Source organism: Streptomyces sp. NPDC054866, from assembly GCF_053610745.1.
In genome coordinates, this window is record NZ_JBSGZA010000002.1 from 1,104,708 (window position 1) to 1,130,842 (window position 26,135).

A 26,135-nucleotide genomic window follows, 5' to 3' on the forward strand; every position below is an offset into this window, starting at 1 on the left:
GGGGAAGCGCCGACATGCCGACCTGCCCGAACGGACACCAGTCGGGTTCCGACGACTGGTGCGAGGTCTGCGGTCACCGCATGGCCGGTGCCGTACCGCCGCCTCCCCCGCCGCCCCCGGGAGCGCCGGGCTACGGCTATCCGCCGCCGCCCGGCCCCGGCCAGGACTCCGGATACGGCTATCCCCAGCAGAACCAGGGACGCCCGCACCTGTCGTCCGTGCCGGACCAGGCCGCCGAGGCCGAGCTCTGCCCGCAGTGCCGCACGCCCCGCGAGGCGAACGCGCCGTTCTGCGAGGAGTGCTGCTGGAACTTCCTGACGAACACGGCGACCTCGTACACCCCGGCCGCCCCGCACCCGCCCGCGCAGAACCCGGCGCAGCAGTTCCAGCAGCCGCCCGGCGGCCGGCCCGGCACCCAGCCCGGCCAGGACCCGTTCGGGTACCAGGGCTCGCGGCCCTCGCAGATGAACCGGCCCGCCGAGCCGATCCCGCCGTTCGGCAACGGCAACCCGTCCGGTCAGGTGCCCCCGCCGTACGGCGGCGAGGCGCCCCCGCCGCCCTACAGCGGCGACCCGTCGGGGCAGCCCCCGCAGGCGTTCCAGCAGCAGGGTCCGCCGGCGCCGCCGCCCGCGTTCCCTCAGGAGACGGGGACCCCGCCGCCTCCGCATCAGCCCGGCCCCGGCCCGTCGGGGCCCGGCGCTCCGCCCTTCGGCGGCGGTGGCGGTGGCGACGACTGGGTGCTCCCGCCGCCGTCGTCGGCCCCTTCGGGTCCCGGCGCCCCGCAGGCTCCCGAGCAGGGCGAGTGGGGCCAGCCGCAGCCGGGCCAGCAGCAGCCTCAGCAGACGCAGGCGCCGCAGGGCCCTCCGGGCTATCAGGCGGTGCCCGGTCCCGGCACCGGCACGGTCTCCTGGTCGGCGACGATCGGTCCCGACCGTGAGTACTTCATGGCGATGATGCACCGCAGCGGTCCCGAGGCGTCGGGCCTGAACCTGCCCGCGTACTCGCCCGAGCAGCAGCGCCCGCTGGCCGGCAACCAGATCACCATCGGCCGCCGCAGGCACTCCACCGGCGACACCCCGGACATCGACCTGTCGGTGCCGCCGGAGGACCCGGGCGTATCGCACCAGCACGCGGTCCTGGTCCAGCAGCCGGACGGCACCTGGGCAGTCGTCGACCAGAACTCGACCAATGGCACCACGGTCAACAACGGCGAGGAGCCCATCCAGCCGTTCGTCCCCGTGCCGCTCCAGGACGGCGACCGGGTGCACGTGGGCGCCTGGACGACGATCACGATCCGCCACAGCTGAGGCACCAGCTCTCAGCGGCTCACGCGAGTGGCCAGGCGTACGGCCCTTCGGGGTCGTCGAGCCAGGCCCACTCGTGCGGCCCGCTGACGGTGACCCCGAACCGCTCGCGCACCGGCCGGTCCTCGCGCTGCCACAGGGCGAGGGCCTCGTAGGGGTCGAGGCTGCCCGCGGTCAGCTCCAGCAGGAAGCGGAAGAGCTCGTTCTGAAGGGCCCTGCGCGGCAGCCCCCCGAGGTGCTGCTCGTGCGGGGCCTTTCTGCTGCCGCCCCGCAGGGGCACGAAGTACGCGGGGGTATGCAGGAAGCGGCCCTCGGCGTGCTCGGCGTCCCGCACCGTCAGCGCGATCAGGCCGGTGGCCAGCGGGGTCAGGATGCGGGCGCCGGGGCGGCACTGGGCCAGCCAGGGGCGCGGCACGGAGGCCAGGGTGCAGGTCGCGATGATCCGGTCGTACGGAGCGCGCTCGGGGCACCCAGCGGTGCCGTCGCCGGTGACGACCGCCGGGTGGTACCCGGCTGCCGTGAGGTGCCGCCGCGCGGACTCGGTGATCTCCGGGTCCAGATCGACGGTGGTGACGTGCTCATCGCCGACCCGGTGGGCGAGCAGGGCCGCGTTGTAGCCGGTGCCCGCGCCGATCTCCAGGACGTCGCAGTCCCCGTCGCGCAGGTCGAGCTCCTCCAGCATCTTCGCCATCAGGGAGGGCTGGCTGCTGGACGAGAGCAGCTCTCCGTCCCGTACGCGGGTGGCGAGCGGGGCGTCCGCGTAGGCGCCGCGCAGCCAGCGTGCCCGGCGTGCGGGGTCGGGGTCCTCGCCCCAGAGGCGTTCGTAGCCGCCGCCCGAGGACGCGACGTAGTAGTACGGCACGAAGAGGTGCCGCGGGACGTGCTCGAACGCGGCGCGGAGGCCGGGGTCCCGCGTCCAGGCACCGCTCGCATCGATCTCGCGCACCAGGGCGGATCCGGCCTCCGCGGCGAGCAGTGGGTCGACTGTGGGTCCCATATAGCCACTGTGCTGCGGTATGGCCCGCGATGCGAGTGACGAAACGTACCGATCCGGAGGAGATCGGTCCCGGTGGGTGGGGAATCAGTGCCGGTCCGCGGGCCCTCGGTCCTAAGCCTTCCGTCCTCGGCCGCCTCGTCTGAGACCATGGACGGTGTGAAAGAGATCCCGCGCGGCACGCTTCAGGAGCAGACCTTCTACGAACAGGTCGGCGGCGAGGAGACCTTCAGGCGCCTGGTGCACTTCTTCTACCAGGGAGTCGCGGAGGACCCGCTGCTGCGACCGATGTACCCGGAGGAGGATCTGGGCCCGGCCGAGGAGCGCCTCGCGCTGTTCCTGATGCAGTACTGGGGCGGCCCTCGCACGTACAGCGACAACCGCGGCCACCCCCGGCTGCGGATGCGTCACGCCCCGTTCACCGTCGACAGGGCGGCGCACGACGCCTGGCTGAAGCACATGCGGAGCGCCGTCGAGGAGCTGAAGCTCTCCGAGGAGCATGAGCGGACGCTGTGGAACTACCTGACGTACGCGGCGGCGTCCATGGTCAACTCCGAGGGCTGACGGCTCTTTGCCTCTTGCGGTGCTCGCTCGGTGGCCCGGCCGCTAGGCCGGCGTCACCGAGAGGCCGCCGACTCCGGCCCGGCGCACGGCGATCGACCCATAGTTCGTACGCAGCCGCAGCCACGCACCGGAGGACAGCAGGTCGAGCGAGTCCCCCCGCAGGAACCCCAGGGCCTGCGCGGCGTGCGCGGCCCGCACGGGCAGGCCCGTGTCCCCGATGGTCCTGGACCAGATCTCCCGGCCCAGTTGGTCGAGTTCCGCCCGGACCCGCCGCTCCTGCGGCAACTCCTCGACCCGGGACTTGAATTCACCGACCGCGGCCGCGACGAGCCCCCGCACGGCGTCCACCGGCGGAAGCCCCTGCTCCGGCTGCCAGCCGCCGCGCGGCGGAAGAACTCCGGCCCATGGCGGCCCGGTGACGGCCTGCGGCACGGAGGCCACGCCCGCCGACTCGACGGACTCCGTCGACTCCCCCACGGATTCGAGGAGTTCACCGGCGGAGACGGTGACATCGAGCGAGGAGTCGAGCGCGTGCTCGTACGGCTTCGCGAGCCGCGCCGTACGGATGGCGAGCACTTCGAACGACGGCGGCCTGCCGAACACGGCGAGCGTGTCGCCCGCCGCCTGCAGCCGGACCGCCGCGGCCTTGTCGTAGTGGATGAGCCGGGCCAGGAAGGCGGCGAGATCCCCCGCCTCCCCGGCGTCGGCGAAGTGCAGCTGCGCCGTCATGCGACGAGCGCCTCCGCACCGTCATCGGTGGCGTCGTCCATGAACGTCAGGAGAACGGCCTTCTCCTCGGCGGTGATCCGCCGCGGCCGCTGCGCCTCCAGGTTGAAGGGGACGACTATCGTCGTGGCCCGCACGTACACCTGGTCGGGGTCCTTGACCTCGTACGAGATGGTGAGCGAGGCAGCGCCTATCTTCGTCACCCACGACTCGATGGTCACCGGCGAGTGCCGGTGGACCAACGGCCGTACGTAGTCGATCTCATGGCGGGCCACGACGGACCCGCCCGAGAACGACGGGCTGCCGTCCCCCGGTGCGAGCCGGAACATGAAGTCGATCCGCGCCTCTTCCAAGTACCGCAGGAAGACGGCGTTGTTGACGTGCCCGAAGGCATCCATGTCCGACCACCGGAGGGGGCAGCTGTAAATATGCCGACTCATGAGTCTCAGTCCCAGCCTCGGTCTCAGCCTCGGGTGAGCTTCTTGTAGGTGGCACGGTGCGGACGGGCCGCGTCGGCGCCGAGCCGCTCGATCTTGTTCTTCTCGTACGACTCGAAGTTGCCCTCGAACCAGTACCACGAGGAGTCACCCTCGTAGGCGAGGATGTGAGTGGCGACCCGGTCGAGGAACCACCGGTCGTGGGAGATCACGACAGCCGCACCGGGGAACTCGAGCAGCGCGTTCTCGAGCGACGACAGGGTCTCGACGTCGAGGTCGTTCGTCGGCTCGTCGAGGAGGAGGAGGTTGCCGCCCTCCTTGAGGGTCAGCGCCAGGTTGAGGCGGTTGCGCTCACCACCGGAGAGCACACCGGCAGGCTTCTGCTGGTCCGGCCCCTTGAAGCCGAAGGCGGAGACGTACGCCCGCGAGGGCATCTCGACCTGCCCGACGTTGATGTAGTCCAGCTCGTCGGAGACGACAGCCCACAGCGTCTTCTTCGGGTCGATGTTGGCGCGGCCCTGGTCGACGTAGCTGACCTTGACCGTGTCGCCGACCTTGATGCTGCCGGAGTCCGGCTGCTCCAGGCCCTGGATCATCTTGAACAGCGTGGTCTTGCCCGCGCCGTTCGGACCGATGATGCCGACGATGCCGTTGCGCGGCAGCGAGAAGCTCAGGTCATCGACGAGCACCTTGTCGCCGAAGGCCTTCGACAGATTCTCGACCTCGACGACAATCGACCCCAGCCGCGGACCCGGCGGAATCTGGATCTCCTCGAAGTCCAGCTTCCGCATCTTGTCGGCCTCGGCGGCCATTTCCTCGTAGCGCGCGAGACGAGCCTTGGACTTGGCCTGACGCCCCTTGGCGTTGGAGCGCACCCACTCGAGCTCTTCCTTGAGGCGCTTGGCGCGCTTGGCGTCCTTCTGCCCCTCGACCTTGAGACGGGACTGCTTCTTCTCCAGGTACGTGGAGTAGTTGCCCTCGTAGGCGATGGCGCGGCCGCGGTCGAGCTCGAGGATCCACTGGGCGACGTTGTCCAGGAAGTACCGGTCGTGGGTGACGGCGATGACGCAGCCCGCGTACTTCGCGAGGTGCTGCTCGAGCCAGTTCACCGACTCGGCGTCGAGGTGGTTGGTGGGCTCGTCGAGGAGCAGCAGGTCGGGCGCCTCGATGAGGAGCTTGCAGAGCGCGACGCGGCGCTTCTCACCGCCGGAGAGGGTGGTGACGGGCCAGTCGCCGGGCGGGCAGCCGAGCGCGTCCATGGCCTGCTCGAGCTGGGCGTCGAGGTCCCACGCGTTGGCGTGGTCCAGGTCCTCCTGGAGCTTGCCCATCTCTTCCATGAGCGCGTCCGAGTAGTCGGTCGCCATGAGCTCGGCGACCTCGTTGAAGCGCTTGAGCTTGCCCATGATCTCGGCGGCGCCGTCCTGGACGTTCTCCAGGACGGTCTTCGACTCGTCGAGCTGCGGCTCCTGCATGAGGATGCCGACGCTGTAACCGGGCGAGAGGAACGCGTCACCGTTGGACGGCTGCTCGAGCCCGGCCATGATCTTCAGCACCGTGGACTTACCGGCGCCGTTGGGGCCCACGACACCGATCTTCGCGCCAGGGAGGAAGCTCAAGGTGACGTCATCGAGAATCACCTTGTCGCCGTGCGCCTTGCGCGTCTTGCGCATGGTGTAGATGTACTCAGCCAAGAGAAACCGTCCGGCAATCAGTGAGTGGGCAGATACACCCCATCTTGCCTGACGGGCACCTCCCGGAGGAAACCAGTATGGCCGGGGGGCCATGACCTGGACGTTCCCCGGCCACTTGGGTCACCGGCAGATCACGGACTGTCATGATCTGCCGGGGAGCGCGCCGGATCAGTCCTCGGTCGGCGTCTCCGTGGCCGTCGGGTCCTTCTTCTTGCGGAGGAGGAACATCGCTGCCGCGCCGAGTACGACCATGAGGATCGCTATTCCGGCGATCATCGGGGTCGCGCTGGAGCCGCCCGTTTCCGCGAGGTCGCCGCCGCCTGTGCTCGTGCCGCCTGCCGATGCCGGGCTCGGGTCGGAGACCGGCTCTGTCTTGCTGCCGATCGCGCTGCCCTCGGTCTGGCAGTCGAGTACACCCTTGAACCGCTTCTCGAAGCCGTTCGGGCCCTTGATCGTGAAGTCGTAGGGCTGGTCCTCCTGCAGCGGGATCGTCACCGTTCGCGACGTGCCGGCCTCGATGGTGTGCTTGGCGCCCATGAGGCGGAAGGTGAACGGCCGGTCGCCCTTGTTGCTCGCCGTGATGTCCACGCCGCTCTTGGCGCAGTTCTTCTCCGCGGACAGCGCCGGTATCGCGCCCTCCTTGGCCCAGGTGGCGCTCGCACTCGCGGAAGCCGTGGACTCGCTGGAGCCCGCGAGGATCTGCGTCTGGCTCCGGGTCTCGGAGGCGAAGGCCCGGCCGACCGGAATCGTGGTCGACGCCTGTACGGCGAGTGCCGCCGAGCCGTCCGGGGCGTCCTTGGGGATGTCGAAGAACAGCCGGCTGCCGTTGGCCGCGGAGGTGACGGGCTTGCCGTCCTTGCCGACGATCTTCACTCCGCTGGCCACGGAGTCCGCGGGCTGGGCCACGGACACGGCGTCCGCGTCCGTCCGCACGGTGACCGGGCCGACCCGCTCCCCCGCGCGCCCGGAGACCGCGGGCGGGTCGAGGGTCAGCGACGCCCTGGGCTCCGCCGAACCGCGAGCGCTCTTGTAGAGGTAGTCCGCGAGCTTCTCGGCCTGCGGGTCGACCGCCTCCACCTCGGCGCCGTCCGAGTAGCGCCAGATCGCCACCTGCGTGCCGACCGCCGCCGCCTGCTCGGTCAGTGCTCGCGTCCCCGCCTTGTGGGCCAGCGCGGCGAGGTCGTTCACCTGCGGGTAGGAGTTCTGCAGGATCCAGCGGATCCTGCCCGCGTCCTTGTTGCCGTTCAGCGAAGTGCCGCTCCAGGGGGTCTCCTGGTACTCCGCGTCCTTCTGCGTGGGGTTGTGGATGTCGATGCAGTACGTCTGCAGGGTGCCGCCACCGTCCACGGACATCTCGAAGAGACCGGCGGGCACCTGCTGGCTCTCCCCGTTGTCACGGACGACGGCCTGGCCGTACGTCTGAAGCCCGCCCAGCGTCGCGACGGCTCCGCCCCGGCGCTGCGGAGCCTCTTCCGCCGCGGCGGGACCCGCGGTGGCTATCGCGCCCGCCGCGAGGGCCCCGGTCGCCAGCGTCACCGCGGCGAGGCGCGCTGCGCCCCGTCTCCCCCGGGACGGGGCAGAGCACGCACGGCCCCCGGAGAAGGCAGAGAACGCCGACAACACTGAACGCGCAAAAGACACAGAATTCCCCTCCGGACGGGACCCGTTCACATCGAGGGGGGTGGTCCCGCCAGCAGATCGAAAGGGGCAGAATCACCTGCCACCTGCGTGGCCTCCACTACCTACTGCCCCGTTAACTATGTTCGGCATCCTAGGGACGCGGCACACCACGGTCCCCAGTCCTGCCGTTCGATAACCGATCCGACTCGGAATCGTTATCGCCAACAACCTTTCAGAACTGGGCTTATCGACAAATCAACGGCACCCATTCGCCGATAAGCCGCACATCGGTCGCCGCCCGCCGCAGCCTCTGACGGGCCATCACCCGGCACCCCCGGAGCCCCTCACCCGACCGGCTCGGGCTCAAGTACCTGCTCACGCACCGCAGCTGGATCCGTCAGTGCCGCGTTCGCCTTGAGCACGCGCCGGAACGCCGCCGTCCCGCGCGAGAGATCGTGGCCGATCGCGATCGCGTCGATGTCCGCCGACGTCCAGTGCTGGCCGCCCCGCTCCTCGTCGCGCACCTTCAACTTGCCCTGGACGATGACGGGTTCACCGATCGTCAGGGAACCCTGCACATTCGAGCCGAGCGATCGCCTCGCCCACACCGTGAAGAAGTTGGTGTGTCCGTCCGCCCAGACGTTCTGCACCGCGTCGTAGTACCGCGCCGTCACCGCGAGCCGGAACCGGGCCACCGGCCCGGACGGCAACTCCCGGAACACCGGCGTCGTCGCGACGTTCCCCACCACCGTCACCAAGGTCTCGTTCATGCCGAACCCCTCCCTCGTCCACTCCGCTTCCGCCGCCGCGGCGGTCGGTCCCGCGGCTTGATCTCAGAGTGGACCGGTCGGCACGATCTCGCTGAGCCCTGTGGTCTACCGGCCAGTTGTGGAAAACTCCCTCACCCAAACGGGGCGCCAGGCCCCCGAGCGGCGGCGCCCCGCCCCTCAAGCCCCCTCAGCCCACCGCCGCCCCCGTCACCCGCACGTACTGCTCCCGCACCTCCAGATACCGCAGCAGCTCCGCCGCCACCGGATCGAGGACCCTCGCCCGCCCGCACCCGGCGGCCGCCTCCCGCAACCGCCGTTCCGCGTCCAGGCCATACCGTCGCGCCGGCCCCCTCGCCGCCATCCGGCTCCCCCACTCCACGCAGGGGCCGCCCACGATGCCGGCCAGCATCAGCAGCACCGGCACGCCCAGATTCGGCTCCGCGATCCCGATGATCTGCGCCACCAGCCAGAGCCCGCCCACGACTTGGAGCAACGTCATCGCCGCCTGGGCGAGGACCGCGACCGGCCACCACCCGGGCCGCGGAGGCCTCCCCTCCGGCACCCCTGCCGACACCGTCAGCTCGTCGAGCGCCTCGGGCAGCCCCTCCGCACCGCGCACCGCGGCCTCCCGCACAGCCTGCCCCCAGGGCTGGGGCAACCCGGAAGCCGCCTCGTCGGCCACCGTGCGCACCGCCTGCTCGACACGCTGCCGAGCTGTGGCCTCCTCGTCCGCGGGCGCCTGCGCCACGGGCCAGCCGATACCCCGCGGCGAGCGCTGGGCCTCGTACCAACGCCACAGCCTCAGCCAGGGCGCGGTGCACGCCTTGCCCGCGTTGCGCTGCCAGGCCCGTTCCGCGGCCTGCCCCGCCGCCGCCGCGCCCACCGCGTCCGCGAGCCGGTCGGTGAACTCCTCGCGCGCCTCTTCGCTGAGCCCGATCCACGACCTGCCCCGGCCTCCGTGCCACCCGGCCCCGGCCGCGTACACCGGCCACAGCTGGTCGGCGGTGGCGTCCAGGTCGGCCGCGATCCGCCGGGCGGCGGCGCCTCGCTCCTTGGTGAACTGGCCGAGGGACTCCCGGAGTTCACCGACCCCGTCGCCGGTCAGCGCGGAGAGGGCGAGCACGGTGGCACCTGGTTCGCCGTGCTCGCCCAGGGCGATGCCGTCCTCGTCGAGCAGCCGCCGCAGATCGTCGAGCACCTGGTGGGCGGCGTCGCCCGGCAGCCGGTCCACCTGGTTGAGCACGACGAACATGACCTCGGCGTGCCCCGCCATGGGCCGCAGATAGCGCTCATGGAGCATCGCGTCGGCGTACTTCTCGGGGTCGACGACCCAGATGACCGCGTCGACGAGCGCGAGGATCCGGTCCACGTGCGCGCGGTGCTCCCCGACCGCCGAGTCGTGGTCGGGCAGGTCGATCAGGACGAGCCCCTCCAGGGTGTTCATGTCCGGGCCCTGGAGCGGACGTCTGCGCAGCCGCCCCGGAATGCCGAGCCGGTCCAGGAGCCCCGCGGCGCCGTCGGTCCAGCTGCACCCGATGGGGGCCGCCGTGGTCGGCCTGCGGACGCCGGTCTCCGAGATCGTCACCCCGGCCAGGGCGTTGAACAGCGTCGACTTGCCGCTCCCCGTGGCACCCGCGATGGCGACGACGGTGTGCCGCCCGGAGAGCCTGCGCCGGGCCGCGGCCTCGTCGAGGACCCGGCCCGCCTCGGCGAGCGTGGCGCTGTCGAGGCGGGTGCGGGAGAGCCCGACGAGTTCACGCAGGGCGTCGAGCCGGGCGCGCAGGGGCCCTTCGTAGGCGGTCGAAATGCCGGACGAGGTATCGGATGTCGTACGGGAGGGAGCACCGGATGGCGTACTGGCACCGGACGACATACCTGTACTGGACTGCGTGCTGGCACCGGACAGCACTCCGGAGGAAGGCTCCGCAGGGGCATACGCGTCGGCGCCGCCCCTCGCCGCGCCGCCCGCCCCCTCAGCCGAGCCATCGCGCGTGGCACCGCCGCGTCGCGCGATCAGCCCGTCGTCCCAGACGGCTTCCGAGCCGCCACGGGTCTCCTCCGCGGCGCCCTCGGAACCCCCTGGCCCCTCGGAACCCCCTGGCCCCTCGGGGCTCCTCGGCCCCTCGGGAGGCTCTTCGCGCTCACGCTCGTGCTCGGTGTGATCAGTGACGGCAGTCACGGCGGTCACCTCTCCTTCTGCAGTACGGACAGCGCGGCGATCAGGTCGGCCTGGGGTTCGGGGTTCACGTCGAGGGCGTCGAGAGGGGCGAGGCGCCGCTCGCGCTCCGCGTCCAGGACGTTGTCCAGGTAGGTGGTGAGCAGGCGTCCGCCCCGGTCCCGCAGCCGGAGCGCTCCGTGGGCGCCGATCCGCTCGGCGAGCGTCTCGCCCGCCGAGCGTCCGCGGCCCCCGCCGAGCAGGGCCGTGGCGAGCAGGGCGGCCACCATCTCGGGGTCGGGGAGGAAGTTCTTCTCGATGCGGTCGAGCCCGCGGATCTCTTCCTCCGCGTACTCCTCCAGGACGCGTCGCCAGCGGCGTACCGCCATCCCGATGCGGTGCTCGGCGCTCTCGGCGCCCTCCGCGCTCTCCAGGGACCGGTCACGGCCACCGAGCCCGGGGGCGGCGGCGGCCGGCTCGCGCCGCCAGGCCTCGTCGATCCGCTCGTCGGCGGCGGTCACCGCGCACAGCAGCAGCGCCTCCAGGCTCTCGGAGACGGCGTCGAGGAGCTCGCCGGCACCGCAGTCCAGGGGGTAGCTGCGCCACCGCTTCAGCGCGTCGCCCGCAAGGACGGCCCCCGCTTGCAGGCGCTCCCGCACGCGCGCGTGCTCATGTCCGTACGCCTCGTCGACGGCGGACGTGAGCCGCAGTGCGGCCGCGTACTGGAGGGCGACGGCGCCCGCGAGCTCGGGGACCCGCACGTTGAGGGACTGGATGACGCCGTGTGCGGTGCGCGCGATGGCCTGCGCCCGGGCCGTGGGCTCCTGGGACCGGTGGGTGAGCCAGGCCCTCAGCGGCGCGACGGCGGTGGAGGGAAGCAGGCCGCCGCCGCCCGTGGACTCGGGCAGCTCGGGCACGGTGAAGCGCGGCACGTCGCCCAGGCCCGCCTTGACGAGCAGCGCTCCGTACTGCCGCGACACCTCGGCCACCAGCTGGTGGGGCACGCGGTCGAGGACGGTGACGAGCGTGGCGTCGTGCTCCTTGGCGGTACGCAGCAGATGCCAGGGCACGGCGTCCGCGTACCGGGACGCGGTGGTCACCATCACCCAGACGTCGGCCGCCGAGATCAGCTCGGCGGCGAGGATCCGGTTGTCGGAGACGAGGGAGTCGACGTCGGGGGCGTCCAGGAGCGCGAGCCCCTGGGGCAGGGTCTCCGAGGTCTCGATGCGCAGCGCTTGCTCGCCGTCGGGCCCCAGGGGGAGCAGGTCATCGCTCCCGTCGTCGTCCTCGTCGTCCCCGGCCGAAGGCTCCGGACGGGGTACCCACACGCGCGTGAGGTCCGGCAGTACGCGCATTCCGGCGAACCAGTGATGATCCTCCGGATGGCACACAAGGACCGGTGTCCGGGTGGTCGGGCGCAGCACACCCGCCTCACTGACCTGCCGCCCGACGAGGGAGTTCACCAGGGTCGATTTGCCCGCCCCGGTGGAACCCCCGATCACGGCGAGCAGCGGCGCTTCGGGTGCCCGCAACCGGGGCACCAAGTAGTCGTCGAGCTGGGCAAGGAGCTCGTCGCGGTTGGCACGCGCGCGTGGCGCCCCCACCAAGGGGAGCGGAAAGCGTGCGGCGGCGACACGCTCGCGCAGGGCGGAGAGTGCGTCGAGCAGTTGAGGCCGTACGTCCAAGGTCACCACATGCGAAGAATGCCCAATTTTGACGGCTTTCTGAAGCATATGGGCACCCCTGCGCGCCGATCGGACACATGGGATGGAAGGGGCGACTGGGGCACAGGCATAACGAGTGCACAACACCCGGGGCGCGAGACGCTAAAAGCGATGCGAGATTCGTACCTGCCTGCGATTATCAGGACCGCTTCACTGAACCTCCACATAGTGCCGCGGAGGCGAAGCACCAGGGACAAGGACCCGGGAGCCCTATCCTTGTCCCCGGCAAGGTCACGGCTCGTCCCCACCCGGGCTCCAGGCCACCGGCCACCATCCGGCCCCCGTAGCTCAGTGGATAGAGCAGGCGCCTTCTAAGCGCTTGGCCGCAGGTTCGAGTCCTGCCGGGGGCGCATAGTTTTCTTCTTGGCGAGGCTCCCTGGGCCGGCCCCTACTCCGGTAGCCGTAGTTCCCCGTATGCGCCCTTCGGGACCGTTGGGGTCCTTGGCGGGGTCGGGCTTACTCGGGTGTAGCCGGTCGTCTGTGGTGGGCGGGGGTCCTGGGAACCCTTGTTGGGCCAGTGCGCCATCGCTCGTTCTGCCTGGGCTGTGATCGTGAGTGAGGGGTTCACGCCCAGGTTTGCTGAGATCGCTGCGCCGTCCACCACCGAGATGCCCGGGTGGCCGTACAGGCGGTGGTAGGGGTCGATCACGCCCTTGTCCGGTGAGTCCCCTATCGGGCAGCCGCCCAGGAAGTGGGCCGTGAGGGGCTTGTTGAGGAGTTCGCCCAAGTTCGTGCCCGCGAAGCCGTTGATTCTTTCGGCCACCAGGCCCGCCGCCTCCCAGCCCTCCTCGATGTGCACCGGGTTGGGTGCGCCGTGGCCCTGTTCCGCCGTCAGCAGGCCGCGGCGGCCCAGGCGTGTGGTGAGGGAGTTGTCGTGGGTCTGCATGACCAGGCCGATGATCGTGCGCTCCGACCAGCGGTGTGTCGATGCCACCCGTGCCACCAGTACGGGGTGCGTGAGGAAGGCCAGCACGGCCGCCAGCGGCTTGGGGAGGGTGCGGCTGTACTGCGGGACGCAGATCAGCGCCATCAGGTTGGAGCCCTTGCCGTAGCGGACGTTCTCGATGTGGGTGGTGGGGTTCGGGTGGATGGAGGACGTGATGGCCACGCCCCGCGTGAAGTCCAGGGGGCGGCCAGCGCCGTGCTTCTTGCGGTAGCGGCGCGGGAAGGTCACCGCGCCCACCAGCGCCTCGGAGTTGGTGCGGGTCAGGCTGCCGAGACGGTCGGACAGGCCTGGCAGCACTCCCTCGTCCTTCATGCGGTGCAGGAGGGTCTGGGTGCCGTACGTCCCCGCCGCGAGGACGACGTGGCGCGCCCGGAGGGTGGTGCGATGGCTCCCTTTGCGGCGCTTGTTCGTAGGGACCGTCACCACCTCGTGGCCCCCTGCGACCTCCCGCACCGACACCACCGTCGTCATCGCGCGAATCTCCGCGCCCGCCCGCTCGGCCAGGTAGAGGTAGTTCTCGGTGAGTGTGTTCTTGGCGCCGATCTTGCAGCCCGTCATGCACGACCCGCACTCCGTGCACGCCGCCCGCGCGGGCCCCGCCCCGCCGAAATACGGATCGGGAACTTCCGTGCGCTGTCCGGCCGTTGAAGGACTGGTGCCGGTGGCGCCACCGGCACCGCCAGCCCCCACGCCGTCACCACCGGCTCCCGCGCCGTCATCACCAGCCCCCGCATCCGCCCCGTCCCCGAAGAACACCCCCACCGGCGTCAGCCTGAATGTGTCCGCCACTCCCATCCGGTCCGCCGCCGCCCGCAGATGTTCGTCCGCCTCGGTCGTGGTCGGGTTCTGGCGTACGCCGAGCATGCGCCGGGCCTGGTCGTAGTACGGGGCCAGTTCCGTCTGCCAGTCCGTGATGTCCGCCCACTGCTTGTCCTGGAAGAAGGCGGGCGGCGGTACGTAGAGGGTGTTCGCGTAGTTGAGCGAGCCGCCGCCCACCCCTGCGCCCGCGAGGACCATGACGTTGCGCAGGAGGTGGATGCGCTGGATGCCGTAGAGGCCGAGGACCGGGGCCCACAGGTAGTTCCTCAGGTCCCAGGAGTCCGTGGGGAGCGTCTCGCGGGTGAAGCGGCGGCCCGCCTCCAGGACGCCGACGCGGTAGCCCTTCTCCGTCAGGCGCAGCGCGGCCACGGACCCGCCGAACCCGGAACCGACCACCAGTACGTCGAAGTCGTACGCCCCGTCGTCGCTCTCACTCACCGTGCGGACTCGCCGTAGAGCGCCTCGATCTCATCCGCGTACGCCGCCGTCACCGCATGCCGTTTGATCTTCAGCGACGGCGTGAGCAGACCGTTGTCCTCGGTGAACTCGCCCTCGACCATGGCGAATGTGCGGATGGACTCGGCCCGTGAGACCGCCGTGTTGGCGTAGTCCACGGCCTTCTGGACCTCCGCGATCATCTTCGGGTCCCGGCACAGCTCGGCGAGCGGGGTGTCCTTCGGGCGCTTGCGCACGGCGAGCCAGTGCTCGACGGCCTCCGGGTCCAGCGTGATGAGCGCCGCTACGTACGCGCGGTTGTCGCCGACGACGATGCACTGCCCGACCGGCGCCCGGCTGCGCAGCCGGTCCTCCAGGATCGCCGGGGAGACGTTCTTGCCCCCGGACGTGACGATGATGTCCTTCTTGCGCCCGGTGATCGTGAGGTAGCCGTCCTCGTCGAGCGCCCCCAGATCACCCGTCGCGAACCACTCGTCCCGCAGCACCGCGTCCGTCGCTGCCGGGTTGTTCCAGTACGAGCCGAAGACGATGCCGCCTTTGATGAGCACCTCGCCGTCGTCCGCGATGCGCACCGCGGTACCCGGCACCGGCGTCCCCACCGTGCCGGGGCGGGGCTTCAGCGGAGGCGTGATGGTCGCGGCTGCCGTGGTCTCCGTCAGGCCGTACCCCTCGTAGATGATGATCCCCGCGGCGTAGAAGAAGAGGTTGAGGCGCCGGTCGAGGGGCGAGCCGCCGCTGATCGCGTAGCGCAGCCTGCCGCCGACCTCCTTGCGGATGCGGCGGTAGACCAGCAGTTCGTACAGCGCCCAGCCGAGGTAGAGCCCGAGCGAAGGGCCGGGGCCGTGCGTGCCCTTCCCCTTCCCCTGCCCCTGCCCTTTCCTCTTCCCCTCACCCTCGTCATCGCCCCCGCCCTTGCCCGCGTCGAGGAACTTGTTCAGATACGCCTCCCCGAACCGCACCGCGATCCCCTCGGCCCGGTCGAAGGACGCGCCGCGCCCGATCTTCTCCGCGGTCGCGCGCCCCATGTCGTGGATCTTCTCGAAGAGGTACGGGACGCCGACGACGAACGTCGGCCTGAACTCGCGCAGTTCGGGCCTCAGTTCGTCCGGCTTGATGCTCGGGCAGTGGCCGAGTTCGATGCGGGCGAGCATGCAGGCGATCTGGATGGTGCGGCCCAGGATGTGGGCGAGCGGCAGGAACAGGAGCGTGGAGGCGACCTGTCCGGTGATCTCCTTGAAGATGGGGTGCAGCAGGTCGACCGTGTTCGCGGCCTCGGCGTGCAGATTGCCGTGCGTGAGGACGCAGCCCTTGGGCTTGCCGGTCGTGCCGGACGTGTAGCAGATGGTGGCGACGGATTCGGGGGTGAGGGCCGCCCGCCGCTTGGTCACTTCCTCATCGGGCAACCCCGCTCCCTGGGAGGCGAGTTCGAAGAGAGCGCCGTCGTCGACGCAGAGGATGCGTGGCGGCTCGGTGAGGCCACCGACCGCCGCCTCGGCCGTCGCGACGTTCTCCTCCGTCTCCGCGATCAGCAGCGTCGCGCCGGAGTCCCGCACGATCCACTCGATCTGTTCCGCCGCCGACGTGGCGTACACGGGCACGGTCTGCCCACCCGCCGCCCAGATCGCGAAGTCCAGTACGGCCCACTCGTACCGCGTACGGGACATCAGCGCGACCCGGCCGCCCGGCTGGAGCCCGGCAGCGATCAACCCCTTTGCCGTGGCGGTGACTTCGCGCGCGAAGGCAGCTGCGGTGACCGGGCGCCACTGGCCGCCCTGCTTGCGGCGCAGGACAATCGCGCCGGGCGCCTCGGCGGCGTTGGTGAAGGGGATGTCGGCGGTGCTGCCCACGGTGGCCTTCGCCGCGAGCCGAGGCGTACGCGCCTCGCGCACGACGCCGTGCTCGTCCCGGACGACCTCCACCGGGGCGCGCTCCCCCAGCTCGCTGTGGCGTTGCGCCCGTTTCAGATCCTTGCGTACGCCCATGACGGCTCCCGGCTACCCAGCTGACATGCGGAGGTGATGCGGTGCGTACTTACTGGGAGGTCAACTTACTCAAGCGTAGGAAAAGTTCAATGGGGCGGGCAGACAAGAAGCGGGCAGACAAGAAGTCGGCCGGCCGGGCTCACTCGGCCGCCGGCACCCACACCTCCCCCTCAAGCACCCGCCCCATCCCCACCCACACCATGTTCATCAGCCGCAGAGTGACCCCCTCCGGCGACTGGCCGGGATGGCCGCCCATCCAGTCGGTGAGCGAGTCCGCCGCACCCACCAGCGCGTACGCGACGAAGTCGGCGTCCTCGTCGTCCAGTTGGGAGCCGCCGGGGTTCTCCGCGATGCCGTCCCGGACCAGGCCCGCGACCTGCGCCATCACCGCACGCCGCGCGTCGGCCACGGCGGACGCGATCGCCTCGCTCAGCTCCGAGGCCTGGCGGTGCAGGACGACCCAGCTGTCGCGGTGCTCGGCGACGAAGGCGAAGAACGCCGAGAGGCCCGCGTGCAGGCGCAGTTCGGGCGCGCCGCCCCCGGCCCGCGCCGCGTCCTGGAAGGCGGCGACCAGGCGGTCGGCCTCGCGCCGCAGGCAGGCGAGGAAGAGCCCCTCCTTGGAGTCGAGGTAGAGATAGACCATCGGCTTGGAGATGCCGGCCAGTTCGGCGATCTCGTCCACGGACGCGGCGTGATAGCCGCGCTTGGCGAAGACCGTCACCGCCACATCGATGATCTGCTGTTCGCGCTCCTGGCGCGGAACGCGCCGACGCCGTCCCTCAGTTCTCCCGTTGACCGTCACCCTTGCAGCCTCCCAGACTCGGGGCTACCTTACCCCTTAGTAAGTTTACTCTTGAGTAAGGAGATTGCCATGACGGACGGCATCGGTGGCGCTGACGGGCTGGCCGGGCTCGACTTCGCGAGCGTCACCCCCGAGGAGTTCGCGAAGATCGTGAAGGGGCTCTCCGGCAAGGAGATCACCGAGATCGCCCAGGACGCGGAGCTGCGCGCCCGCGTCCTGCAAGAGGTGTTCGGGCGGATGGGCCGGCAGTTCAAGCCGGAGGCCGCGGGCACCGTCAAGGCGCTGATCCGCTGGAAGATCACGGGCGTCGACGAGGCGGTCTACGAGACGGACATCTCGGAGGGCACCTGCACCGTCCGCGAGGGCCGCTCGGACGCCGAGCCGCGCGTCACGCTCGTCATGGCCGACGCCGAGTTCCTCAAGCTCGTCTCCGGCAACGCGAGCCCCGTGACGATGTTCATGATGCGCAAGATCAAGATCGCGGGCGATGTGGCGTTCGCCGCCGGCCTGACCCGCTACTTCGACATCCCGAAGGCCTGACCCCAAACGCCCGCACCGACTTCCGGAAGGGGACACCCCCCATGGCCTTCTCTCTCGAACTGACCGAGGAACAACGGGACCTGCGCGGCTGGGTGCACGGCTTCGCCGCCGACGTGGTGCGGCCGGCCGCCGCCGAGTGGGACGAGCGCGAGGAGACTCCCTGGCCCGTCATCCAGGAGGCCGCCAAGATCGGCCTGTACGGATTCGAGTCCCTGGCCGATCTCTTCGGCGACCCCAGCGGACTCTCGCTGCAGATCGCCAACGAGGAGCTGTTCTGGGGCGACGCCGGCATCGGGATGGCCCTGTTCGGCACGTCGCTCGCGGTGGCCGGGATCTTCTCGGCGGGCACACCCGACCAGCTCGCCGAGTGGGTGCCGCAGTGCTTCGGTGACGAGGACGACCCCAAGGTCGCGGCGTTCTGCGTCTCCGAGCCCGACGCGGGCTCCGACGTCTCGGCGATGCGGACCCGCGCGACGTACGACGAGGCACGCGACGAGTGGACCCTGTCGGGCCAGAAGGCGTGGATCACGAACGGCGGCATCGCCAACGTCCATGTGGTGGTCGCGTCCGTCGATCCGTCCCTCGGCTCGCGGGGGCAGGCGGCGTTCATCGTGCCGCCCGGCACGCGGGGCCTCGAAGGTGCCAAGAAGATAAGGAAGTTGGGGCTGCGGGCCTCGCACACCGCGGATGTGTTCCTGGACGACGTACGCGTGCCGGGGCACTGCCTGCTCGGCGGCAAGGAGCGTCTCGACGCCCGGCTCGCGCGGGCCCGCGAGGGTACGAATGCGGGTTCCGGTGGCAGCACGAAGGCCGGTTCCGGGGGCCGCGGGCAAGCGGCGATGGCGACCTTCGAGGTGAGCCGCCCGACCGTGGGTGCGCAGGCGCTCGGCATCGCGCGGGCCGCGTACGAATACGCGCTCGACTACGCGGGCTCCCGGGTCGCCTTCGGCCGCCCCATCATCGAGAACCAGTCCATCGCCTTCGCGCTCGCCGATCTGCGGACCGAGATCGAGGCCGTGCGGCTGCTGATCTGGCAGGCGTCGTGGATGGCGCGCAACGACAAGGCGTTCGACGCGGGGCAGGGCTCGATGGCCAAGCTGCGCGCCGGTGAGCTGGCCGTTTCGGCGACCGAGAAGGCGGTGCAGGTGCTTGGGGGTGCGGGGTACAGCAGGGAGCATCCGGTGGAGCGGATGTACCGGGACGCGAAGATCTACACGATCTTCGAGGGGACGAGTGAGATCCAGCGCCTGGTGATCGCACGGGCCATCTCGGGGCGGCAGATCCGCTAGAACCTAAAGCACGCGCTGACCTGCGCCGATAAGTAGATCATGACGTCGACGCACCCTCCCCTCCGCGAATCCGACGCCGTCCTCGGGCTGATCAACAGCCGAAGCGACACCGGGCGCAGGCTCCGGCGCGCCGTCCTGTGTCTGCTGCCGGCCTGCGTCGTCGCGTTCGCCGGGTTCCAGCGGCGCTGGATGTCCGACGACGGCCACATCTACGTCCGTACGGTGCGGCAGATCCTGGCCGGCAACGGCCCCGTCTTCAACGCGGGCGAACGCGCCGAGTCCTCCACCGGCACCCTCTGGCAGTGGCTGCTCGTGCTCGCGGGGCTGCCGGGCCTCGACATCGCGAGGGCCGCGATGTACGGCGGGCTGCTGCTGACCGCGGCCGGGTTCGCGTTCGCCTCGCTCGGGGCGATGCGACTGTACGCGGACAACGCGAGCAACGCGGACAAGGCGGTGCTCCCCCTCGGCTGCCTCGTTCTGCTCGCGCTGCCGCCCGTCTGGGACTTCGCCACCTCCGGCCTGGAGACCGGACTCGCCACCTGCTGGATCGCGGGGGCCTGGCTGCTGCTCGTCACGCGGGCGTCCTCGCTCTCCACGTGTGTCGTCATCGGCCTCGGCCCCCTCGTACGGCCCGACCTCGCGCTCGTGTCCGCCGTCTTCCTCGTCGCGCAGTGGCTGATGGCACAGCCGCCGCGGCGGGCCACGTTCGGCGGGCTCGGAGCCGCCCTCGCGCTGCCGGTCGCGTACGAGATCTTCCGGGTCGGGTACTACGGGCAGCTGATGCCGCTGCCCGGCGTGACCAAGGAGGCCTCGCAGAGCCTGTGGGGGCGCGGGTTCGGCTATCTCGCGGACTTCGCGGAGCCCTATCTGCTCTGGGTGCCCGCGCTGTTCCTGCTCGCGGCCCTGCTGCCGCCCGCGCCGGCGCGGCGGGACGCGGCCTTCCTGATCCCCGCGCTCGCGCCCGTCATCGCGGGGCTCCTCTGCTGGGCCTACGTCATCAAGGTGGGCGGGGACTTCATGCACGGCCGGATGTTCCTGCCGGGCCTGCTGCTCATGCTCCTGCCGGTCTTCCTGGTGCCCGTCACGCGAGCGTGGACCATCGCGGCCGTCGGCATCGGAATCTGGGCCGTGGCCTGCGCGAGCCTGCTGCGGATTCCGTACGAGGGCCGGATCGGGCCCGGCGGCGTCGCGGACGAGCGCGGTGTGTACGTCCAGCAGAACGCGGCGCCCCACCCCCTCCACCACTACTTCGCGGGCTACCCGAGCAACGTCGCGTACGCACGTCTCGTACGCGAGGCCGATCGTGCGGGCACGCCCAGCCTGTTCCTCGCGAGGACGCCCGCCACCGCCAACTCCCCCACCGTCACCGGCGTCTACAGCACGCTCGGCTTCAGCGGCACCGTGGTGCCCCTGGACGGCGCCGCCCTCGACCCGATCGGGCTCGCCTACCCGCTGGCCGCGCACTCCGAGCGCCTCAACGGCCGTGTGGGCCACGACAAGCGGCTCCCGGACACCTGGATCTTCGCCGACCGCGGCCGTGGCCCCCTCCCCGAGGGCCTCGACCCGGCGGGGGTCGCCGCCGCCCGGCGGGCGCTCGACTGCGGTGCGCTGGCCGAGCTGCGGGCGGCGACGCGGGATCCGATGACGCCGGGGCGCTTCCTGCGCAATGTCACCGGGGTGTGGGAGCGGACGTCGTTCCGCTTCCCGAACGATCCGGTGCGGGCCGAGCGGCAGCTCTGCGGAGACCGTTAGCGGCTGCCGGTGATCTCGCCCTCGTCCTCCGCCCCGCCTCCGCCGTACCCGGAACCGCCGGTGAGGCGGTCCGCCTGCCGGATGGCGGTCGCGAGGTCACGCAGGGACTTGTCGCCGTCCGAGGCCAACTCCTCAGCGTTCCTGGCCAGTTCCGCGAGCGTGGGCGCTCCGGGCAGCGGCCGCCAGGAGGAGGATCCGGTAGAGGTTCCGGTGGAGGTGGACATCGGCTGGGGGGCGTTGGCCGTCGTTCCGGTGTCGGGCCGCACGGCGGGGTCGCCGGGCTCGGCCCGTGCGGAGGTCCCGTGCCGCAGCGCGTCGGCGAAGTACGCGGCGACCGCCGTCGTGCGCAGCCCCCTGTCGGCGTTCTGCAGCCCGCCCTCCATGTCCGCCGTCTCGATCTCGTTCGACTCCTCGTGCGGGACACGGTTGTCGGGGTCGAGCCAGCGGACGCTTGCCGTCGCCACGTGCCCGCTCGCGCCGGGCCTCGTCCGTACGGCGTACAGCGCGGTCACGGTGTGTCCGGGACCGACCTCGCCGCCGTCCACGCTGTCGTCGCGGAAGTCGTCGTCGGCGACCGCGCGGTTCTCGTAGCCGATGAGCCGGAACTGCTTGACGGTCTGCGGGTCGAAGGCGACCTGTGCCTTCGCGTCGCGGGCGCGCAGCTCGATGTTGGCCGGGAGCTGCTCGCAGAAGACCTTGCGGGCCTCCTCGCTGTCCGACACGTAGGTGGTGTGGCCGTCGCCCTTGTCGGCGAGGCGTTCCATCAGGGCGTCGCCGTAGTCGCTGCCGACGCCGACCCCGAAGAGGGTGATGCCGTGTTCGCGGCGGGCGTCGGAGATGCGCTCCAGGATGCCGTCGGCGCTGGTCTCACCGGTGTTGGCGAGGGCGTCGGAGAGGAGCACGACGCGGTTGGTGGCGCCGTCGCGCCTGCCGCCCACCGCGGTGTCGTACCCCGTGCGGACCCCTGCCTCCAGGTTGGTGGACTGGGTCGGCTCCATGGCGTCGATGGCCGAGTGCACCTTGCCGCGGTGGTCGCCGAGACGGGTCATGGGGAGGACCGTCTCGGCGCTGTCGCTGAAGGTGACGAACGCGACGGAGTCGTCGTCGCGCAGCTGGTCGGTCATGATCCCGAGCGACTCCTTGACCAGGTCGAGGCGGCCTGGCTCCGCCATCGAACCGGAGACGTCGATCACGAAGGTGAGGGCGGCGGGCGGGCGTTCGCCGTCCGAGCCGTCGCCGCGGGTCGCGAGCCCCACCCGCATCAGGGACCAGTCGTCCTCGTCGGTGCGGGCGCCGTCGACGTTCACGGAGAAGCCGTCGCCCTCGGGACGCGGGTAGTCCTGGCGGAAGCTGTTGACGAACTCTTCGGGGCGTACGGTCGCCGGGTCCGGGAGGCTTCCCGCGGCGAGGGTGCGGCGGGCGAAGCCGTAGGAGGCGGTGTCCACGTCAAGGGCGAACGTGGAGAGGTAGTCAGGTGGCGGGGCGAAGTCACGTTCCTTGCCGTCCTGTTGTTCACCGGGGGTGGCCGCGTCGCCGCCCTCGGGCGATGCGGGGCCGGGCGCGGGCAGCGGCGCGGTGCCGCTCCGGTCCCGCTTGTCGCTGCCCGTGGCCCGGTCCGCGTTCTCGCCACCGGCAGTGCAGCCGCTGAGCAACAGCCCACTCGCCATGGCCGCGGCGAGCAGCCCCCGCCGTACTTTCCAGGTCCGCATCCTGGCCCCCTCGCGTCGTCGGTTCACATGACTGTGACGCGCGGGCCCTCACGAACGCTCGCTCAAAACCGTTGCGGAAGCGTCTCGATGCGGGAACGGGCCCCTGGGCCTTGAGCGGGGTCGATCACCGGCTTCGCCGCGTTCGTCCTCAAACGCCGGACGGGCTGAAACATCGGGCCCCTGGGCCCAGAGCGGCGTCAATCACCGGCTTCGCCGCGTTCGTCCTCAAACGCCGGACAGGCTGAAACACCGGCGAACCCCTACGACACCACGTCCTTCCGCGCGAACCCCCTGAACGCCAACGCGAACAGCACAAGGGCGTACGTCACCGAGACCGCCGAGCCCTGGATCATTCCGCCCCACTCCATCCTCGGCTGGATCGCGTCCGCCCACGCGAACTGCCAGTGCGCCGGCAGGAAGTCGCGCCAGCTGCCCAGTGCCGTCACCGCGTCCAGGACGTTGCCGACGATGGTCAGGCCGACCGCGCCGCCCACCGCTCCCAGCGGTGCGTCGGTCTTGGTCGAGAGCCAGAACGCGAGGGCGGCCGTGACCAGTTGGGAGACGAAGATGTACGCCACGACGATCACCAGGCGCTGCGCCGCCGTCCCCGCGGGCAGTGCTCCGCCGGTCGGGATCTGGAGCGGGCCCCAGCCGTAGGCCACTGTCCCGACCGCGATGGCGATCAGCGGGAGCAGGATCATCGCCGCGGCGCTGAGGCCGAGCGCGACCGCCAGCTTCGAGAACAGGAGACGGGCCCGCGGCACCGGCGCCGCGAGCAGATAGCGCAGGGACGACCAGCTCGCCTCCGAGGCGACCGTGTCCCCGCAGAACAGCGCGACCGGGATGACCAGCAAGAAGCCCGCCGACACGAACAGACACGTCGCCGCGAAGTTCGCGCCCGACGCCGTGGCCGTGTCCATCAGCGTCACCCGGCCGCTTCGGGACTCCGGCGACCCGGCGATGGTGAACGCGATGAGCAGCACGAAGGGCAGCAGGCCCATCACGCCGGCCATCACCAGCGTCCTGCGCCGCTTCAGCTGGCGGACCGCCTCGACCCGCAGCGGCAGCGTGCGGCCGGGGCGGTATCCGGGAGCCGTGGCGCGTTCCGTGCCCGGCTCGGTGCCCGGCCGCTCCGTGGCTGTGGCGCTCATGCGGTGCCTCCGTCGATCAGGGTCAGGAACGCGTCTTCGAGGCGGCGGTGCGGGCCCATGGACTCCACCGGCAGCTCCAAGCGCACCAGTTCGGGCAGCAGCCGTGCCGCGCTCGCACCGTCCGTGCCGTCGAGGCGTACCAGGAGGCCGCCGTCCGCGCGGGCCGCCGATGCCACGCCGGGCAGGGCGGCGACCTTGTCGACCATGGGGTCGGAGACGTCGTCCGCGAGCCCCACCAGGAGCGTGTCGCCGGAGCCGATGATCTCCGCGACCGGGCCCGCCTGGACAAGGCGGCCGCGGTCCATGACCACCAGGTGGGTGCAGGACTGCTCGACCTCGGCGAGGAGGTGGCTGGAGACGATGACCGTGCGGCCGCCCGACGCGTACCGGATCATCACCTCGCGCATCTCGCGGATCTGTGGCGGGTCGAGGCCGTTCGTCGGTTCGTCGAGGATCAGCAGGTCCGGCATGCCGAGCATCGCCTGGGCGATCGCGAGCCGCTGCCGCATGCCCTGCGAGTACGTCCGCACCGCGCGGGCCAGCGCGTCGCCGAGCCCGGCGATCTCCAACGCCTCGTCCATGCGGGCGTCTTCGGCGGGGCGCCCGGTGGCCTTCCAGTACAGCTCCAGGTTCTCAGCTCCGGAGAGGTGCGGCAGGAAGCCCGCGCCCTCGACGAACGCGCCGACCCTGGAGAGGACCGGAGCGCCCGGCCGGATCGCCTGCCCGAAGACGCGGATCTCGCCCGCGTCGGGCCGGATCAGGCCCATGAGCATGCGCAGGGTCGTCGTCTTGCCCGCGCCGTTCGGACCCAGGAGGCCGAGCACCTGCCCCTTCTCGACGCTGAAGGAGACGTCACGGACCGCGTAACGGTCCGTCGACTTGGCGTACCGCTTGCTCAAGTCCGTGATCCGGAGCGGCACTTCCGCGAGCTCCGGGTCCGGCGCGGGGGCCGACGTCCGCCGCCGGGCGGTGATCAGGAGCAGGACCGCGATGACCGCTCCGGACGCCGGGAGCCACCACACCCAGGCGGGCAGCGGAGCCGCCGCCGTCTTCACGCCGGGCGCCGTGGGGACCTTCAGGTCGCCCTTGACGGACACGGTGTACGTGGCGGGCTGCGTCGGAGAGGCGTAACCGAGGTCCGTCGATGCGAGGACGAGGCGGAGGCGGTGGCCCTTCTGGAGGTCGTGGTCGACGGCCGGCAGGGTGAGGGTGACGTCCTTGCCCGCCTTCGCGCCCTCCACGCGGATCGGTGAGACCAGCTGCGAGGGCAGCACCTTCTGGCCGCCGCCGGGCCCCACGTCGTACACCTTCCCGAAGAGCACGGCGTCCTCGCTGTCGGACTTGACGTGCACCCGCACCTTCGGTGATCCGGTGACGCGCAGGTCGTCCTTGAGCGGCGCCGACTGGAACGCGGCGTGCTGGCCGGGGAAGTCGAGGGAGACGCCGACGCCGAGCGAGGAGAGCTGATTGAGCCCGCCGCCGCCCGCGCCGGGGAGCGCCGAGATGGCGGGCGGCGCGGCGCCCGCGGGGTTCTCGACGCGCTGCGGCTCGCGTCCGCTGAGCGCGATGTCCCGCTGCCCGTTCTCCAGACCGGGGTACGTGTCGCCGCTCGCGCCCCGCAGCTGTGCCGCGCCGTCGGTGGAGTCGACGCCTCCGGTGCGGGTGACCCGGAAGGCGGGGCCGGTGTCCGTGCCCTTGTCGTCCTTCAGATAGCGGTCGAACCACGAGCCGATGCGTGCGTTCACCCGCCCCGTCTCGCGGTCGCCGCCGTCGTGGCCGCCCGAGATCCAGTCGACGGACACGGGCGCGTGGTTGCCGCGGATCGCCTTGGCCGTGGCGTCTGCCTGGCCGAGCGGGAAGAGGGAGTCGCTCTGGCCCTGGAAGAGCAGGGCGGGCACCTTGATGCGGTCGCCGACCGCTTCGGGGCTGCGGGCGGCGAGGAGCTTCTGCGCCTCGGCGTCCGGCTTCCCGGCCACGGCGACGCGGTTGTACATCTCACAGAGCCGCTTCTCGAACCGCTCGCAGCCGCCGCCGGTGTTGATGAAGAGGCCTGCCCAGAGCTTCTTGAACACGCCGTTCGGGAAGAGGGCGTCGCTGAGGTTCCAGTACGTGATCTGGGGGGCGATGGCGTCCACCCGGTCGTCGTACCCGGCGGCGAGGAGGGAGACCGCGCCGCCGTACGAGGCACCGGTCATGCCGACGCGGGGATCGCCCTTCTTGTCCAACTGCACCTCGGGCCGCTTCGCCAGCCAGTCGATGAGCCCGCGGGCGTCGGCGACCTCGCCCTTCGGGTCGTTGAGGCCGATCTTGCCGGTGGACTTCCCGAAGCCGCGGGCGGACCAGGTCAGGACCGCGTACCCCTTGCCCGCCAGGTCTTCCGCCTGGGCGCGCAGATCGTCCTTGCTGCCGCCGAAGCCGTGGCCGATGAGGACCGCGGGGCGCTTCGTGCCGGGGTCCCCCGCCGTGAAGTACGAGGTGTCGATCTTCGCGCCGCCCGCGCCGGGCATCCGCATCATGCGGTCCTCGCGGTGCACGGCGGGCCCGTCGTCCGATGCCGCGGCCGTCCACGTGCCCGCCCCCACCAGGACGGCGAGGGCGGCCGCGGCGGCGAGCAGTCTGCGCCTGGGCAGTCGTAGATCCATGCGTCAACCGTACGGGCGAGGGCTGACAACCGAGGCAGCCGGTGGTCTGAACCGGCTTACCT

The 26,135-nt window shown here is 71.2% G+C and carries 19 protein-coding genes and 1 tRNA gene; 6 read left to right on the forward strand and 14 right to left on the reverse strand.

The window, feature by feature from the left end; translation table 11 throughout:
* Positions 1–14: 14 nt before the first annotated feature.
* Positions 15–1,307 (forward strand): FHA domain-containing protein, encoded by a 1,293-nt coding sequence (locus tag ACWGI2_RS13665; RefSeq protein WP_453695386.1) that lies wholly within the window; start codon positions 15–17, stop codon positions 1,305–1,307.
* A gap of 19 nt (positions 1,308–1,326) precedes the next feature.
* On the opposite strand, the gene ACWGI2_RS13670 is transcribed toward ACWGI2_RS13665, so the two are convergent.
* Entirely contained in the window at positions 1,327–2,301 is a 975-nt protein-coding gene (locus tag ACWGI2_RS13670) for a methyltransferase domain-containing protein (RefSeq protein ID WP_453695388.1), read from the reverse strand.
* A 147-nt stretch (positions 2,302–2,448) separates the two neighbouring features.
* Between ACWGI2_RS13670 and ACWGI2_RS13675 the strand changes: the two genes are divergently transcribed.
* Entirely contained in the window at positions 2,449–2,862 is a 414-nt protein-coding gene (locus ACWGI2_RS13675; RefSeq protein WP_202121170.1) for a globin, read from the forward strand.
* Positions 2,863–2,904: 42 nt separating this feature from the next.
* Here the strand turns inward: ACWGI2_RS13675 and ACWGI2_RS13680 are convergent, their stop codons facing one another.
* The 7 genes from ACWGI2_RS13680 to ACWGI2_RS13710 all read right to left on the reverse strand — a co-directional run bounded on the left by ACWGI2_RS13680 (position 2,905) and on the right by ACWGI2_RS13710 (position 11,955).
* Complete coding sequence (locus ACWGI2_RS13680) at positions 2,905–3,591, reverse strand: hypothetical protein (RefSeq protein ID WP_453695389.1); 687 nt, start codon at positions 3,589–3,591, stop codon at positions 2,905–2,907.
* Positions 3,588–4,028 (reverse strand): acyl-CoA thioesterase, encoded by a 441-nt coding sequence (locus ACWGI2_RS13685; RefSeq protein WP_453395600.1) that lies wholly within the window; start codon positions 4,026–4,028, stop codon positions 3,588–3,590. Before ACWGI2_RS13685 ends, ACWGI2_RS13680 begins: the two co-directional genes overlap by 4 nt.
* Before the next feature lie 23 nt (positions 4,029–4,051).
* On the reverse strand, positions 4,052–5,716 hold the full coding sequence (ettA, locus tag ACWGI2_RS13690; RefSeq protein WP_453395601.1) for an energy-dependent translational throttle protein EttA: 1,665 nt from the start codon (positions 5,714–5,716) through the stop codon (positions 4,052–4,054).
* A 168-nt stretch (positions 5,717–5,884) separates the two neighbouring features.
* Entirely contained in the window at positions 5,885–7,339 is a 1,455-nt protein-coding gene (locus ACWGI2_RS13695) for a Cys-Gln thioester bond-forming surface protein (RefSeq protein WP_453695753.1), read from the reverse strand.
* A 341-nt stretch (positions 7,340–7,680) separates the two neighbouring features.
* A complete protein-coding gene (locus tag ACWGI2_RS13700; protein WP_453695391.1) occupies positions 7,681–8,106 on the reverse strand; it encodes a single-stranded DNA-binding protein in 426 nt (141 codons plus the stop codon).
* A 187-nt stretch (positions 8,107–8,293) separates the two neighbouring features.
* Entirely contained in the window at positions 8,294–10,294 is a 2,001-nt protein-coding gene (locus ACWGI2_RS13705) for a GTPase (RefSeq protein ID WP_453695393.1), read from the reverse strand.
* A complete protein-coding gene (locus ACWGI2_RS13710; protein ID WP_453695395.1) occupies positions 10,291–11,955 on the reverse strand; it encodes a dynamin family protein in 1,665 nt (554 codons plus the stop codon). The genes ACWGI2_RS13705 and ACWGI2_RS13710 overlap by 4 nt, the downstream gene beginning before the upstream one ends.
* A 307-nt stretch (positions 11,956–12,262) precedes the next feature.
* On the opposite strand from ACWGI2_RS13710, the gene ACWGI2_RS13715 reads away from it, so the two are divergent.
* Positions 12,263–12,335: transfer RNA gene (locus ACWGI2_RS13715), tRNA-Arg, on the forward strand.
* A 38-nt stretch (positions 12,336–12,373) separates the two neighbouring features.
* On the opposite strand, the gene ACWGI2_RS13720 is transcribed toward ACWGI2_RS13715, so the two are convergent.
* From ACWGI2_RS13720 to ACWGI2_RS13730, 3 genes are all read right to left on the reverse strand, one after another.
* The gene (locus ACWGI2_RS13720) at positions 12,374–14,188 is read right to left on the reverse strand and encodes a GMC family oxidoreductase N-terminal domain-containing protein (protein ID WP_453695396.1); all 1,815 of its coding nucleotides are present in this window, start codon (positions 14,186–14,188) and stop codon (positions 12,374–12,376) included.
* The gene (locus tag ACWGI2_RS13725) at positions 14,185–16,188 is read right to left on the reverse strand and encodes an AMP-dependent synthetase/ligase (RefSeq protein WP_453695398.1); all 2,004 of its coding nucleotides are present in this window, start codon (positions 16,186–16,188) and stop codon (positions 14,185–14,187) included. Before ACWGI2_RS13725 ends, ACWGI2_RS13720 begins: the two co-directional genes overlap by 4 nt.
* A 139-nt stretch (positions 16,189–16,327) precedes the next feature.
* Positions 16,328–16,990 (reverse strand): TetR/AcrR family transcriptional regulator, encoded by a 663-nt coding sequence (locus ACWGI2_RS13730; protein WP_453395612.1) that lies wholly within the window; start codon positions 16,988–16,990, stop codon positions 16,328–16,330.
* 69 nt (positions 16,991–17,059) lie between these two features.
* Between ACWGI2_RS13730 and ACWGI2_RS13735 the strand changes: the two genes are divergently transcribed.
* From ACWGI2_RS13735 to ACWGI2_RS13745, 3 genes are read left to right on the forward strand one after another with little or no spacing between them, the layout of a single operon-like run.
* Positions 17,060–17,530: an SCP2 sterol-binding domain-containing protein gene (locus ACWGI2_RS13735; RefSeq protein ID WP_453695399.1), complete on the forward strand. Its 471-nt coding sequence runs from the start codon at positions 17,060–17,062 to the stop codon at positions 17,528–17,530.
* 41 nt (positions 17,531–17,571) lie between these two features.
* Positions 17,572–18,819 carry an acyl-CoA dehydrogenase family protein gene (locus tag ACWGI2_RS13740; protein ID WP_453695401.1) on the forward strand — a complete coding sequence of 416 codons (1,248 nt, stop codon included), beginning with the start codon at positions 17,572–17,574 and terminating at the stop codon, positions 18,817–18,819.
* Positions 18,820–18,858: 39 nt separating this feature from the next.
* Positions 18,859–20,571: a hypothetical protein gene (locus ACWGI2_RS13745; RefSeq protein ID WP_453695403.1), complete on the forward strand. Its 1,713-nt coding sequence runs from the start codon at positions 18,859–18,861 to the stop codon at positions 20,569–20,571.
* On the opposite strand, the gene ACWGI2_RS13750 is transcribed toward ACWGI2_RS13745, so the two are convergent.
* From ACWGI2_RS13750 to ACWGI2_RS13760, 3 genes are all read right to left on the reverse strand, one after another.
* Complete coding sequence (locus ACWGI2_RS13750; protein ID WP_453695404.1) at positions 20,568–22,280, reverse strand: YfbK domain-containing protein; 1,713 nt, start codon at positions 22,278–22,280, stop codon at positions 20,568–20,570. The genes ACWGI2_RS13745 and ACWGI2_RS13750 overlap by 4 nt on opposite strands.
* Before the next feature lie 260 nt (positions 22,281–22,540).
* Complete coding sequence (locus tag ACWGI2_RS13755; protein WP_453395617.1) at positions 22,541–23,431, reverse strand: ABC transporter permease; 891 nt, start codon at positions 23,429–23,431, stop codon at positions 22,541–22,543.
* Positions 23,428–26,073 (reverse strand): alpha/beta fold hydrolase, encoded by a 2,646-nt coding sequence (locus ACWGI2_RS13760; RefSeq protein ID WP_453695405.1) that lies wholly within the window; start codon positions 26,071–26,073, stop codon positions 23,428–23,430. The genes ACWGI2_RS13755 and ACWGI2_RS13760 overlap by 4 nt, the downstream gene beginning before the upstream one ends.
* Positions 26,074–26,135 lie beyond the last annotated feature (62 nt).

Bases quoted from the DNA above. Each gene is read 5' to 3' on its own strand.
- ACWGI2_RS13665 (WP_453695386.1), top strand. From the start codon at position 15: ATGCCGACCTGCCCGAACGGACACCAGTCGGGTTCCGACGACTGGTGC.
- ACWGI2_RS13670 (WP_453695388.1), bottom strand. From the start codon at position 2,301: ATGGGACCCACAGTCGACCCACTGCTCGCCGCGGAGGCCGGATCCGCC.
- ACWGI2_RS13675 (WP_202121170.1), top strand. From the start codon at position 2,449: ATGGACGGTGTGAAAGAGATCCCGCGCGGCACGCTTCAGGAGCAGACC.
- ACWGI2_RS13680 (WP_453695389.1), bottom strand. From the start codon at position 3,591: ATGACGGCGCAGCTGCACTTCGCCGACGCCGGGGAGGCGGGGGATCTC.
- ACWGI2_RS13685 (WP_453395600.1), bottom strand. From the start codon at position 4,028: ATGAGTCGGCATATTTACAGCTGCCCCCTCCGGTGGTCGGACATGGAT.
- ACWGI2_RS13700 (WP_453695391.1), bottom strand. From the start codon at position 8,106: ATGAACGAGACCTTGGTGACGGTGGTGGGGAACGTCGCGACGACGCCG.
- ACWGI2_RS13725 (WP_453695398.1), bottom strand. From the start codon at position 16,188: ATGGGCGTACGCAAGGATCTGAAACGGGCGCAACGCCACAGCGAGCTG.
- ACWGI2_RS13735 (WP_453695399.1), top strand. From the start codon at position 17,060: ATGACGGACGGCATCGGTGGCGCTGACGGGCTGGCCGGGCTCGACTTC.
- ACWGI2_RS13740 (WP_453695401.1), top strand. From the start codon at position 17,572: ATGGCCTTCTCTCTCGAACTGACCGAGGAACAACGGGACCTGCGCGGC.
- ACWGI2_RS13745 (WP_453695403.1), top strand. From the start codon at position 18,859: ATGACGTCGACGCACCCTCCCCTCCGCGAATCCGACGCCGTCCTCGGG.
- ACWGI2_RS13750 (WP_453695404.1), bottom strand. From the start codon at position 22,280: ATGCGGACCTGGAAAGTACGGCGGGGGCTGCTCGCCGCGGCCATGGCG.
- ACWGI2_RS13755 (WP_453395617.1), bottom strand. From the start codon at position 23,431: ATGAGCGCCACAGCCACGGAGCGGCCGGGCACCGAGCCGGGCACGGAA.
- ACWGI2_RS13760 (WP_453695405.1), bottom strand. From the start codon at position 26,073: ATGGATCTACGACTGCCCAGGCGCAGACTGCTCGCCGCCGCGGCCGCC.